We start from the raw sequence: 13,745 nt of genomic DNA on the forward strand, positions 1-13,745 counted from the left end.
TTTATCTTTTCCTTGCCATCGTTTCACCTGGCATGATCTTCGGCAGCGCCCTGCCTCCTCTCATGTTGCGTCTTGGCTGCCTCCTGCCTCGTTTGCCTCTTGCAGACGTCCTTGCTGAATCCGCGCCGGGAGCGCCATTCCCGTGCTCCCGGCGCTAGCGCCTACTCCACCATACCCACCTTGCGCTGGCTTGCCGCCAGCCCGGCGATCAGTTCCGCCGCTTTTTTCCCGGCCAGGAAGGCATGGTCGGAATTGTAGTATTCCCATTCGCTATAGCGTCCCGCCAGCACGATATCCTGCGTCGATAACCATGCCTTCACCAGCGCCACATTGGCGGCCCGCGCGTGGTCGTACACCACATAGGCGTACGGCATGTCCACTTGGTTGGCGGCCAGCAGGCGGTCATCGTCGCGCAGCAAGCCCACCGCGATGCAATCGGCCACGCAACGGTCGATCAGGGCCTGTCCATCGAGCGGCAACGGTTTCCAAGGCGAATAACTGATCTCGCACGTCAGGCCGAAACCGCCCGGCGCGTTGCAGTGGGGGCTGGCATTCCCTTGCAGGAAAATACGGTGGAATATCGTCTCTTCCGGATAGTAGATCCAGTGTTTCTCGCTGATGTTTTCACGCGCCACGCCCAGGTTGACGCAGCGCACGGAAATATGCCGCAAGGCGCGCGCCGCCGCCTGTACCTGCGGCGGCGCCTGCTCGCCGATCAGGCGCACCAGCTGCGGCAAGGGCATGGTGCTGAGCAAGTGCTGGTAGCGGAAGCGGCGGCCGTCGCCCAGCACGATCACGTGCTGCCGTGGCAAGACCTGCACCACATCGGCATTGAGTTCCAGCTTGCCTTGCAGGTGCGGCAGGAAGCCCGACATCAAGGCCTGGAAACCGCCGCGCAGGGGGTAGCCGAAGCGCGCATTCGGGCCCATCGGCCTGGCCACCGGTTCGAGCGCGCCCTCGATGATTTCTTGCAGGTTCGGCAAGGGAACACGCCCGCCCAGCCACGACGTTTCCATCTCGGCCAGGGGCACGGTCCACAATTTCTTGTTGTAGGGAATCGCAAAATGGCGGGCGATGCCGCTGCCCCACACCTGATGGATGAATTGCTCGAAATTGGGCGCGGTCTGGCCTGGGGCTTGGCCCGGCGCCGCCACGGCATCGTGCAGCTGTTCCAGCCCCGTGCCGCCGTCGGCGCAGCAATCCTCAACGGCGCAGGCCGCTGCCTGGCCCGGGGCCACCGGCGCCTTGCCGTAGCGCGCCTCGATGGCGCCAACGATGCACTCCTTGATGACGGCTGGCGGCAAGCCGTACAGCGCCCCTTGGAAAGGATAACGCGTGTAGACCTGCTTGCTGTAGACCCAGGCTTCGCGGTTTTGCCAGTGCAGATTGGTCCCCAGCAAGGTGCGGTACATGTCGAGCACATAGTCATCGTTGGAAAACATGATGTGACCCGCGTGATCGAAGGTAAAACCGCGGTCATGGATGGAGCGGCACCAGCCGCCCACGGCGGCATTTTTTTCCAGCAGCAAAGTATCGGCGCCCAGGTGATAGGCGGCGCTCAGGCCCGTCGGACCGGCGCCGATGATGGCGCAGGCCACGGCTTGCGGCGCACCGGGGGGATGCAGCAAATTGACATCGGCGCCGGTGCCCGGTGCGGCGGCCTGTGTCGTGCCGGCGGCGGACACGGCCTGGCGGGCGCCCTGCCCCGGCGGCGTCGTGTCGAGCAAGTTGCGCATCTGCTCCACCGTGGCATCCCAGGAGGTGGCGTCGACAATGGCGCGCATGCGGGCAGCCATGGCCGCGCGCTGTTCCGGTGTCGCGGCCAGCGCCGCCTCGCAGGCGGCGACAAAGGCTGCCGGCGTGTCGGCGATGGCCACGATGTCGCCATACGGCACGGCCACATCGGCGATCGGCGTGCTGACGATGGGCAGTTGCGCCGCCATGTATTCGAGCACCTTGGTGGGACTGATGAAGCGGGTCGCCTCATTGCTGGCAAACGGCAGCAGGCACACGTCCCAGCCGGCCAGGAAGTGCGGCAGGGCCTGGTACGGTTGCTGGCCCAGGTAATGAATATTCTGGCGCTGCGGCAGGCTGGCCGGGTCGATCTTGAGGATGGGGCCGACCAGCACGATTTGCCAGTCGGGATGGGCGTCGGCCAGCGCCGCCACCAGGGCCGGCTCGAAACGCTCGTCGATCACGCCGTAATAGCCGAGCCTGGGCCGGCCAATCTCCGCCTGCGCGGGATGGCCATTGTGGCGGTCCAGCGCCTGTTCGAAGTGCACGGTGTCGACGCTGCTGGCGAAGCAATGGACGTTGGCGTGGCGCGTGCGCTTCGCCTCAAACAGGCTGGGGCCGCCCGCAAACACCAGGTCGGCGCGCGCCAGCAAGGCCGCTTCTCGCTGCAATAACTGACGCGGCGCATTCTTGAATGCGGCCAGTTCATCCATGCAGTCATACACGACCAGCCCCGCGTGCAGGGCCGGCAGCAGCGGCAGCGCCATCGGCGTATAGAACCACACGATGGGGTCGTCGGCAGGCGTGATCTGGCTCAGCAGGGGCTGCAGCACGGCCAGCTGGTCATCGTGAAAGCCAGGTGCCTGCACGGGCGTGCGGGGCTGGCACACGGTCACGTTCGGCGCCGGCGTGGACAGCTCCAGCCGGCTGGCTCCATCGTCCCAGACGGGCTCCTCGACAAAGACCACGCGGTAGAATTGCGCCAGCCGCGACAGCAGCTGTTGCGGACGCTGATACACGAAATTCCAGCGCAAATGGGAAAAAACGATGATGGTTCGCATGCCAGTTCCTTTCTGCCCCGCCGGGGCAAACGTTGAACAAAGGTGTGCCGTCAGGCGCTGTGCCTGCCGTAGTGCCGCCGTGTAGGGGGGGACAAGGATGCGCCGCAGCCGCTCGCCCCCCTCGCCTTCCAGGCCGACCTCCCACAGGCCGCTGCGGTGCCAGTGGCTGGCATCGTCCCAGTCGGGCCGGTCGATGACGGGATAAATACAGATGCCGCGCAGCGCGGCGCCATGCTGGACGGCCAGCGCCGCCTCGGCAGCCACGTCGCGTATCCAGGCGCCGCGCCCGCTGCCCACGTGGCTCGTTTCCGCCAGCAGCAAAGGCCGCTGGTAGCGCGCCTGTACTTCCAGCAGCAACTGGTGCAGGGGCATGCGGCGCGGTTCGCCCAGGTGCCACCACAGGCGCAAATTGCTGCCGCTTTCCCACTGGTTGCTGTGGTAATAGTTCAGGCCGATCAAGTCCAGGTAGCGCGGCGCGCCGCCCAGTTCCGGCGCTTGCCGGCCGCACAGCATGTCCCACGCTTCGAACTGCGAGGCGCGCCAGGCGGCCGCCTGGTCGACCCAGTCCGTACGTCCGGGCGGCGCGGTCACGTGGATCAGGGGATCGCATTGCAGGAAACGCGCCTGCGGACTGACGTCACGGATCGCATCGCAGGCGGCGATGCTGCCGCGCACCAGCTGCCGCTTTCCTTCCGCTCCCGCATCGGGCCGGTACATATTCAGGCACTGGAACATGTGCACCGACAAGCCCCAGCTGGTAAACGAGATTTCATTGATGGGTGAGTACACGGGCGCGCTACCCGCATACGGCGCAAGGAACTGCGCCGCCGCCCGGCAATAGCGGGCAAAGCGCGGCACGAAGTCGGGTGAAAACAGGTCGAGCCCGGCCGGCCAGCCGTAGTGGCAGAAGGTCCAGTTGATCTGCAGGCCCAGTTCCTGCGCCACGGCGGCGCGCTCCTCGATGAAAGAGAAATCGAACTGGCCATCGCGCTCGGCCAGGCGCCAGCCTATGCTTTCGCGCACGCTGCGAATGCCGAACTGGCGCAGCAGCAGGTAGTCTTCGCGCACCCTGTCCAGGTGGCCCGTGGCGCGGTTCATGTCCAGCGCCTGGCCGCCATGGGTGACGTGGTCGGCGCCTTCGTAGCCGGCCTGCCAGTAAGTAAGGAACGGCGCTGCCGCGCCATCGGTATCGGCCATGCCTGCCCCTTTGAAATCTGAACCAGATGAAACTTGCCAGGTCCGGCTTGCGTTCAATTGAGCCGGATGTTGCGGGTGGCCGCGCTGAGCAGTTCCAGCGCGGCCTTCGGCGTTCGGTCCGCCGTCAGCAAGCCATTGGCTTCCTGGAAGGTGTCGGCGAACTGCGTGTAGCAAAAGCCGCTGAACATCTGCGCCGTATTGACGACCGTCATCAGGCGCCGGTAAATATCGAGGAAGGCCGCCTCGTTGCCCACGCGCGCATAGCCCCAGGTTTCCGCCGATTCGCCCTGTTCCCGGTCGAAGGCGATGCCACCAAACTCCGTCAGGACGATAGGCTGGCCCCGGTGCGGGAAGCCGTCGAGCGTGAGGATGCGCCCGCCCGGACGGCGCTGGTCGAACAGGGTCGTGCGGGCCGAGTCGCTGATCGCATAGCGCGCCTGCAGCCGTTCCGGATCGCAGTCGTAATCGTGGATGCCGAGGATGTCGGTGGCCGACGCTTCCCAGCCGTCATTGCCGATCACGGGGCGCGTGGGGTCGAGCGTGCGCGTCAGGTGGTACAGCGCTTCGACGGCGTTGCGGTGCGCCTGGATGGCCGTCAGGTTGGGCACGCCCCACGACTCATTGAACGGCACCCAGACGAGGATGCATGGATGGCTGTAGTCGCGTTCGATCACGTCCGTCCATTCGCGCACCATGCGCGTGATGGCCTTGCTGGAAAAGCGGTACGTCGATGGCATTTCTTCCCAGACGAGCAAGCCCAGGCGGTCGGCCCAGTACAGGTAGCGCGGATCCTCGATCTTCTGGTGTTTGCGCACGCCGTTGAAACCCAGGGCCTTGGCCAGTTCCACGTCGCGCCGCAAGGCATCGTCGGAAGGCGCCGCCAGCAAGGTGTCTGGCCAGTAGCCCTGGTCGAGCACGAGGCGCAGCGGATACGGCCGGCCATTGAGCATGAAGCGGTCGCGGTTGATGGCCACCGAGCGTAGCGCCGTGTACGACTTGACGGTATCGAGCAGCTCGCCGTCATGCCACAAGGTCACTTCGGCATCGAGCAAAATGGGACGTTCGGGGCTCCACAGCAGTTCGTTGCGCGAATCGTCGATGCCGGGGTCGGACAGGGCGATCTTGCGGCTCGCTTCGTTTTCAATCAGCTTGTACTGGTCGTCGGCCAGCAGGTTGCTGCCATGCCAGATGCGCACGGCCACGGTGAGGTCATCCTGCAGGTCGCCCATGGCGAACACTTCGCAGCCGATCTCGTAGCCCTCGAACACGGGTGTCCAGCGCAGTTTGCCGATGTAGGTGGCCGCCACGCGCTCGATCCACACGCTTTGCCAGATGCCCGTGGTACGCGGATACCAGATGGAATGGGGCAGCAGCTGCCAGTCCTGCTTGCCGCGCGGCTTGGCCAGGTCGTGCGGATCGTCCTCGACGCGCACCGTCAGCACCTGCGGCCCGTCGGGCAGCAACGCATGGCTGATGTTGGCGACAAACGGCGTGTGCCCGCCCTCATGGTCGGCCACCACGTGCCCGTTCAGCCACACCTTGGCATGGTAGTCGACGGCGCCGAAATGCAGCAGCACGCAGGGTCCGCCCGGCTGCAGCAGGAAGTCGCGCTGGTACCAGCAGACGCGGTGAAAGCCTCGGTCGCCCACGCCGCTGGCCTGCGATTCCGGCGGAAACGGCACGATGATCTCGTGCGTCCAGCCGATGCCGCCGTCGGGCAGGCGGTAGCGCCGCTCATTGTCAAACGTAAAGCGCCAGGCGCCGTTCAGCGATTGCCAGTTCTCGCGCACCATCTGCGGCCGGGGATAGGCAAAGGCGCCCGCGCCCGGCAGGACGGTTTCAGCCTGGCCGTCATGCGTATTCGGTGGGGAGAGATGGTCATTGAGCATGCGTGTTGGATGCTTGCCGCAGGGAGCAAGTTCCGGCGTATGGGACTTGCGCCGCAACGCATGAGCAAGATCAAACCACGCTCATGCCAAGGGAACCACCATGCGTGCGCTGTGTCCGGCAGCCTTAAAGCGCTGTACCACCGCGCGCCCCGCGCTGGCGGCGCAGTGCTTGCGGCACAGGGCCACGCAGGCCCCGCCAAAACCGGCGCCCGTCAGGCGCGCGCCGTACACGGCGGACTGCGCCGACAGCAGGGCCACCAGCGCATCGAGCGCCGGCAGCGACACTTCATAATCGTCGCGCAGGCTGGCGTGCGACAGCGTCATCAACTGGCCGAAAAGCACGGGACCATGCTGGCCGCACGCCTGCAGCACGCGCAGGTTTTCGCTGACCACATGGCGCGCGCGGCGGCGGTACGGTTCGGGCAAGCCTTCCACCATGGACGGCTCGCGCACGTCGCGCAGCGCCGCCACGCCCAGCAGGCGCGCCGCCTGTTCGCACTCGGCGCGCCGCTCGTTGTACTTGCTGCCGGCCAAGGTGCGCGCCATGCCGCTGTCGACGACCAGCACCTCGCTGTCGCCAGGCAAGTCGAGCAATTCATGCTGCAAGGTACGCGCATCGAGCAGCAGCATGTGGCGCTCGTCGGCCAGGCTGGACGCCATCTGGTCCATCACGCCGCAATTGACCTGCGCATAGCGGATTTCCGCCTGCTGCCCCATCAGCGCCAGCGACACGTCGTCAATCGACAGCCCCAGCAACTGGCGCAGCGCGCGCAGCATGGCGATTTCCAGCGCCGCGCTGCTCGACAGGCCGGCGCCCGGCGGCACGTCCGATTCGATATGCGCGCGCACGGCCGGCACCGCCACGCCGCGCTCCTCGAGCAGGCGGATGCAGCCTTCCAGGTAGCGGCCGAAGCCGGGCGGCGCGGCGCACTGGTGCTCGAAACGCACGAGCTCATCAAGGGTTGCCGAATAGAACTGATGGTGTCCATCGGCGGCCAGCGCCAGCCTCACCCGCGTGCGTTGCGGCGTGGCGCACGGCAGCATGTAGCCATCGTTGTAGTCCGTATGCTCGCCCAGCAGGTTGACCCTGCCGGGCGCCGAGGCATCCACCACGGGGCTCGCGCCGAAATACGCCTCGGGGGTGATCATGGCAACTCCAGGGTCAGCGGACGCAGCCGCCCCTGCACGGATGTGGCCGGCCAGTCCGGGTCGCAAGTCAGGTTGTGCAGGTGCCCGCCGCTGAGCAGGAAAGTGTCTTCCACCATGCTGTCGGGCAAGGTCGGATGGAAGGCCAGGGCCATGCCCTCCTTCAGGGTGATTTCCGTGTGCGCGCCGGCGGCCACTTCGGGCGAGCGGTAGCCGGCGATGCCGCCCTGCCGGTATTCGTGCACCGTATCGGGCTGGCCCGCATACGCATAGGCGCTGTCGAGCGCGTGATACACCATGCTCAGCGCGTGGCCCACTTCGCAGGCATCGAGCGCCACCGCTTCCAGCGCCAGGATGGCCGCGTCCGCTTCGCCGATGCCGTCGCGCGCGGGGTGGACGGGACGGAAGCGGCGCTGGCGGCTCAGGCTGGCGCACAGGCCGAAACGCTGCGCGCACAGCGCCAGCACGGCCAGTTCACCCAGCGGCGACGCGGCCGGCGGCGCGCGCCGGTAGCGCACGAAGCGCTCGGCGCCCGCCGCCAGCACGTACACGGCGTGCAGGCCGCGCGACCACAGGGCGCGGGCGCACGCGCCGGCCAGCTCCTGCTCGCTCCAGTCCGGGCGCGCGGCGCGCAGCGCTTCGCTGGCGGCAGCGGCGGCCAGGCGCCCCACTTCGCGGTAGCGCACCTGTTCCGAGGCCAGCAAGGGCAAGCGCTCTTCGCGCAGCACAACGGGCAGGCTGCGTTCATGCAGGCCAGGCCGGTCGCACAGCACGGGCCGCCCGCCCGCCGCATGCTGCACGAAATGCTCGCGCAATTCAGCCATCCGCGGCTGCATCCACGGCGTCACTTGCCAGGTCCAGCTGCCGCGCACTTCTTCGTGGCGCAGCCGCTGCGCCTCGGCCGCATCCGTCAGGATGTAGGCCGCGTCGCGCGTGACGAGCACCTCGGCACAGCCGCACTCGGCCGTCTGGCAGGCGCTGCCCGACGCGCCCGCCGTGGCCCAGGCGAACCAGTCCACGCCGCGCAGGCGCAGCGCGCCCGCCCGCTCCTGTTCCAGCCAGCCGCGCATCTGCGCCAGTTTATGTGCAATTTCCAGTTCAACATTCCAATTCATGCGATTTCCTCTGCCATATTCCATGCCACGTGCACGTCCTGCAACTGCCGCGCCGACTCCTCGGGCAGGGCATCCATGGCATACATGCCAGCACCCAACTCGGTACCGGCCAGGTATTTGAGCCGTTCACGCGTGCGGTACGGTGGATAAAACTGCGCATGCAGCTGCGTTTCCGGATGCGCGCACCCGTCCGGCGGCGCCTGGTACCAGGCCATCAGATAGGGCATCTCGCGCTGCCACAGGCCGTCGTATTTCAGCAAGACGGTTTTCAGCGCGCGTGCCAGATCCTCGCGCTGCCCGGCCGACAAGGCCGCAAAGCTGTCCGTCTGCCGCAGCGGCATCACCCACGCTTCATACGGGTAGCGGGCGCAGGCGGGAACAAAAGCGATGGCTTCCGGTCCCAGATACAGCAGGCGCGCGCCGCCATCGGCTTCGCGCCGCGCCATGTCCACCAGCAAGGCCTGGCCATGCTCGGCAAAATACGCGCGCTCCTGCGCCAGCATGCGGGCCGGCACGGGCGGGACAAAGGGATAGGCGTAGATCTGGCCATGCGGATGGTGCAAGGTCACGCCCACTTCCGCGCCACGGTTTTCGAACGGCAGCACGTAGGCGATGCCGGGCCGCTTGGCAAGCTCTTGCGTGCGTTCGGCCCACGCTTGCAGCAGCAAGACGATATGACTGACAGGCAAGGTACCCAGCGAGGCGCAGGCATGCTGGGCAAACACCACCACTTCGCAGTGGCCGCCAGCGGGCGCCGTGGCAACCGTCAAGGCGGGCGGGTCATGGGCATGCAGTGCCAGGGTGGGAAAGCGGTTGTCGAAGACGGCGATATCGTAGTCGCCGGCAGGCAACTCCGTCGGATGCGCGGGATCGCGCGTGGGCGCCAGCGGGTTGTACTGCGCCGGAGGGAGAAAGGTGCGGCCCTGGCGATAGGCCGCGTACGCCACCCACTCGCCGCGCAAGGGGTGCCAGCGCAAGTGCGGATTGGCTTCCTGCGGCAGGGGGAAAGGACTCGGTGCAAGGCCAGCGACGACGATGGGACGCCGGCTGTAGAGAGTCAGCTGGCGCCCATCGGGCTTGACGAGTTGCTTGCAGTACATGATGTTTCGCAATCTTAAGACATGAATTCTTAAGACTGGGGCTGGCAAGGAAAGTTCCAGAGTTTGCGGCGATTTCACCAGTTCAAGCAGCACCGGCCCCAGCCGGCACGAGTTTTTTACCGATCAGTACGCAAATTCCCGATTCGCATTATCATGTGCACAGCCTGTCATCCCTGCCGCTTTCAAGGCCGACCCTATTGTCGTCAGGGGATAGACAAATCGTCCATTGTGATTTTCAACCACGTCCCGATATCGCTACCATGACTCCATTTTCCATACTCGATCTGGCCCCCATCGCCGAAGGCAGCGACGCCAGCCAGTCGTTCAAGAACACGCTCGACCTGGCGCAGCACGGCGAACGCTGGGGCTATAACCGCTACTGGCTGGCCGAACACCACGGCATGCCCGGCATCGCCAGCGCCGCCACGGCCGTCGTCATCGCCCATGTGGCGGCCGGCACGAAAACCATCCGCGTGGGCGCCGGCGGCGTGATGCTGCCGAACCACTCGCCGCTCGTCATTGCGGAACAGTTCGGCACCCTGGAAGCGCTGCATCCGGGCCGCATCGACCTGGGCCTGGGCCGCGCGCCCGGCTCCGACCAGACGACGGCGCGCGCCCTGCGCCGCGACCTGCAATCGGACGCGGAGCAGTTCCCGCAGGACGTGCAGGAATTGATCGACTATATGTCCGACGAGCCGCGCCAGCGCGTGCTGGCCGTGCCCGGCAAGGGCGCGAAAGTGCCCGTGTGGATACTCGGGTCGAGCCTGTTTGGCGCCCAGCTGGCCGCCCACCTGGGCTTGCCGTACGCCTTCGCCTCGCACTTCGCGCCACAAATGATGATGCAGGCCGTGGCCTACTACCGCGAACACTTCAAGCCGTCCAAACAATTGGCGAAACCGTACGTGATGCTGGGCTTTAACGTCTTTGCCGCCGACACGGATGCCGAGGCGCACCTGCGCGCCACGTCGATGCAGCAAGCGTTCGTCAACCTGCGCACGGGCCGCCCGTCGCGTCTGCAACCGCCCGTGCCTGGCTACCTCGAGCAACTGGGTCCGCAGGAACGCGCCATGCTCGATTCCGTCCTGTCCTGCACGGCCATCGGCGCGCCAGACACCGTCAAGGCGAAGATGGCCGCCTTCATCGCCGAAACGGGCGCCGACGAACTGATGATCACGTCGCAGATCTTCGACCACCAGCACCGGCTGCGCTCGTATGAAATCACGGCGCAGGTGCATGCGGAGCTGGCACGCGCTGCTTAAGTTTTAACTCTCCTCGGTATATCCCCCTATACCCTTTTCCCGGCCGTCGGCAACGATCGCCGGGATTTTTTTGCCTGCCCGGCAAGAAATGCGCAGCCCCGCTATCATGTCCATCCAAAAGCATCATTCCAAGAAAGTTGTAACCGCATGAAATCCGCACCATCGAATGTCGACGCCAGCGCCCTGCTGACGTCGACCCGCATCCTGTTGTTCGCCCTGTCCGCCGGCGTGCTCGTCGCCAGCCTCTATTACGTGCAGCCGCTCACGTCCATGCTGGCCGCCTCGTTTGGCGTCAGCGTGCCGCAAGCCGGCTACCTGGTCACGGCCACGCAGATCGGCTATGTGCTGGGCATCGTGTTTCTGGTGCCGCTCAGCGACGTGCTGAACCGCCGTCAGCTGCTGACGTGGATGCTGATCGCCAAGATAGGCGCCCTGCTGCTGGCCGCCACCAGCCAGAACATCATCGTCTTTGCCATCGCCAGCGTCTTGATGGGGATCACGTCCAGCGCCTTGATGGTCGTCACGGCCATGGTGGCCTCGTACGCGCCGGATCACAGCCGGGGCCGCATGGTGGGCACCGTCATGACGGGCTTGTTGTTGGGCATCTTGCTGGCGCGTACCGTGTCCGGCACCGTGTCGCAGATCAGCGGAGGCTGGCGCAGTGTCTACGTGCTGGCCGCCATCGTCGTGGCGGCCCTGCTCGTCATGCTGCGCCGCATCCTGCCAAACGAAGCGCCACGCGGCAAGCTGCAATATGGCAAGCTGTTGGCCTCGCTGGCCGACATCATCCGCCAGGAACCGTTGCTGCGCCAGCGCGCCCTGTTCTCGGGCCTGGGCCTGGGTACCTTCAGCGTGTTCTGGACGGGCCTGACCTTCTTGCTCAGCGGCGCGCCCTACCACTACTCGGAAATGCAGATCGGCCTGTTTGGCCTGGCCGGCGCCACGGGCGCGTTTGCCGCCAACACGGCGGGCCGCATGGCCGACCGCGGCTATGCGCGCCAAGCCACCTGGCTGCTGGCCGTCGCCTCGATCGCTGGCTGGGCCTTGATCGGCTTTGGCGCCCATTCGCTGGTGCTGCTGCTGATCGGCATCGTCCTGCTGGACATGGGCGTGATGGGCTTGCAAGTGACGCACCAGTCGATCATCTATAAACTGGCGCCGCATGCGCGCGCAAGGGTCACCACGGTCTTCATCGCGGGCGGCTTCATCGGCGCCTCCGCTGGCTCGGCCCTGGCCAGCGCCAGCTTTGCCGCCGGCGGCTGGCCCGCCCTGTGCATGGTGGGCGGCGCCATGCCGCTGTTGATGCTGATCGTGTGGAGCAAGTACCGGCACACGCAACGGCGGCTGGAGCGGGCTGCCTGATCCAACGCTGCGGCGCCAACACTATGGGGCCAACAATACTGTCGGATTACGCACGGCTTCGCCGCGCTAATCCGACCTACGCCTGATGCTGATAGGAACAAATCACGTAGGTCGGCTTAGCGCGCCAGCGCGTAAGCCGACACTGCCGCGCCAACATTGTTGGCACAAACCACCCCTTACTTTGCAGCCTGCTCGCGCGCCTTGCCAAACGCATCGCCCGCCTTCCAGGCCGGCATCTTCGCCGCGTTCGCCACGGCTAGACCCAGGTTCAGCGTAAATTGCGCCTGCTGCGTCATGCCGGACAGATCCCAGCTGGCGTCGTACTCATCGGTCACCTGATGGTAGCGGGGACCGTAGGCGGCCGCCTTGGCTTTCGATGCTGCCACGTCCTTGATGTACTCGCGTCCGCCATTGATGGAAAACGCGGGCACGCCCGCCTTGGCAAAGCTGAAATGGTCGCTGCGGAAATAGCCGCCGGCCAGGTCGGGACGCGCTTGCGCGATGTGCATGCCCATGGCTTTGGCGGTTGCCGCCGCCATGGCGCCCAGTTCCGTGCGCTCGCTGCCTTGCGCGCCGATGTCGTGCGTGGCGCCGACAAAGTTCAGGCTATCGAGGTTCAGCGCGGCAGCCGTCTTGTTCAGGGGCCACAGCGGATCGGCCGCGTAGGCGGCGCTACCTAATAAACCCTGCTCCTCGGCCGCCACCCACAGAAAAATCTGCGTGCGCTTCGCCGGTTTTTTCACGGCTTCCTGCGCCATGGCCAGCAAGCCGGCCGTGCCCGAGGCATTGTCGACGGCGCCGTTGTAGATCGTGTCGCCAGTGTCACCCTGCTTGCCCAGATGATCCCAGTGGCCGCTGTAGATGACGGCTTCCTCTTTCAGTGTCGGATCCGTGCCCGGCACCATGCCGGCGATATTGAACTGCTCCACCTTGCGCACGGCCGACTTCATTTCGCCGCTCAGCTTGGCATTCAAGGCGACGGCCTTGAAGTCCTTGCTTTCCGCTTGCGCGCGCAAGGCGTCCAGGTCCTGCCCACCCGCCGCGAACAGGCGGCGTGCCGCGTCTTCCGCGATCCAGCCCTGCAGCGGGGTGCCGGCAGTGCGGTCAGCCAGTTGAAAGCGCTCGCTGCCGCTCCAGCTGTTCTGCACCACGCTCCAGTCGTACGAGGCCGACGGTTTCGTGTGAATCAGCAAGACGCCGGCCGCGCCCTGGCGTTTGGCTTCCTCGAATTTGTAGGTCCAGCGGCCGTAATAAGTCAGCGCCTTGCCGGCGAAACGGTTTGGTTCGGCAGCGGTCGGCTGCGGGTCGTTGACCATCATGACGACGATCTTGTTTTTGACATCGACACCCTTGAAATCGTTCCAGCCTTCTTCCGGCGCCGTGATGCCGTAGCCGACGAAGACGAGCGGCGCGTCGAAGGTGTGGGCGCCAACGGAGTCGCCCGTGGCCCAGACCCAGTCCGGACCGAACGCCAGCGGCACGGCCTTGCCACCACCCGCCACGGCCTGCAGGCTGCTATCTTGCGGCAAGGATTTCACGCCGGCGATCTGCACGCTCTGGCGGTAGCTGTTGCCGCGCACGGGACGCAAACCGGCCATCTGCGCCTGGGTTTCCAGGTAGGCCACCGTCAGGTCGGCGCCCCGTTGGCCCGTGCCGCGGCCTTCCAGCAAATCGTTGGACAGGAAGGCCAGGTGGGCGCGCAAAGGCGCTTCCTGCACGATGGGCGAGCCGGTCGCGGCCTGGGCGGAAAACGCCAGCGCAGTCAAGGCGAGGGAAGAAAACAGCTTCTGCATAATATCCTTTGGGTAAGAGGAGGAAAGCGGTCCGGCGGATGGCCGAGCCGGCGATTGTATGCCATGGAGAAAGATGGATCAAAATGCGG

Annotated in this window: 8 protein-coding genes; 2 read left to right on the top strand and 6 right to left on the bottom strand. The window is 66.0% G+C overall.

All coding sequences use genetic code 11. The annotated features are described in order from the left end of the window. Window positions 1–161 precede the first annotated feature (161 nt). The 5 genes from ACPJXG_RS22500 to galT all read right to left on the bottom strand — a co-directional run bounded on the left by ACPJXG_RS22500 (window position 162) and on the right by galT (window position 9,242). Window positions 162–3,992, bottom strand: a complete 3,831-nt coding sequence (locus tag ACPJXG_RS22500) for an NAD(P)-binding protein (protein ID WP_425252385.1) — start codon at window positions 3,990–3,992, stop codon at window positions 162–164. A gap of 53 nt (window positions 3,993–4,045) precedes the next feature. Then, on the bottom strand, window positions 4,046–5,785 hold the full coding sequence (locus ACPJXG_RS22505) for a glycoside hydrolase family 2 protein (protein ID WP_425254780.1): 1,740 nt from the start codon (window positions 5,783–5,785) through the stop codon (window positions 4,046–4,048). Window positions 5,786–5,962: 177 nt separating this feature from the next. Then, complete coding sequence (gene galK, locus ACPJXG_RS22510; RefSeq protein ID WP_425252386.1) at window positions 5,963–7,030, bottom strand: galactokinase; 1,068 nt, start codon at window positions 7,028–7,030, stop codon at window positions 5,963–5,965. Then, window positions 7,027–8,142: a M24 family metallopeptidase gene (locus ACPJXG_RS22515; protein WP_425252387.1), complete on the bottom strand. Its 1,116-nt coding sequence runs from the start codon at window positions 8,140–8,142 to the stop codon at window positions 7,027–7,029. The genes galK and ACPJXG_RS22515 overlap by 4 nt, the downstream gene beginning before the upstream one ends. Beyond that, the gene (galT, locus tag ACPJXG_RS22520; protein ID WP_425252388.1) at window positions 8,139–9,242 is read right to left on the bottom strand and encodes a galactose-1-phosphate uridylyltransferase; all 1,104 of its coding nucleotides are present in this window, start codon (window positions 9,240–9,242) and stop codon (window positions 8,139–8,141) included. The genes ACPJXG_RS22515 and galT overlap by 4 nt, the downstream gene beginning before the upstream one ends. 260 nt (window positions 9,243–9,502) lie before the next feature. On the opposite strand from galT, the gene ACPJXG_RS22525 reads away from it, so the two are divergent. Then, window positions 9,503–10,501, top strand: coding sequence for an LLM class flavin-dependent oxidoreductase (locus tag ACPJXG_RS22525; RefSeq protein WP_176389385.1), 999 nt, complete (start codon window positions 9,503–9,505; stop codon window positions 10,499–10,501). Window positions 10,502–10,648: 147 nt separating this feature from the next. Further along, window positions 10,649–11,863 (top strand): MFS transporter, encoded by a 1,215-nt coding sequence (locus tag ACPJXG_RS22530; RefSeq protein WP_425252389.1) that lies wholly within the window; start codon window positions 10,649–10,651, stop codon window positions 11,861–11,863. Window positions 11,864–12,039: 176 nt separating this feature from the next. Here ACPJXG_RS22530 and ACPJXG_RS22535 read toward each other — a convergent pair whose 3' ends face one another. Beyond that, window positions 12,040–13,656, bottom strand: coding sequence for a M28 family peptidase (locus tag ACPJXG_RS22535; RefSeq protein ID WP_425252390.1), 1,617 nt, complete (start codon window positions 13,654–13,656; stop codon window positions 12,040–12,042). Window positions 13,657–13,745 lie beyond the last annotated feature (89 nt).

This window comes from Janthinobacterium sp. NFX145, from assembly GCF_049810325.1.
Lineage (GTDB): Bacteria > Pseudomonadota > Gammaproteobacteria > Burkholderiales > Burkholderiaceae_D > Janthinobacterium > Janthinobacterium rivuli.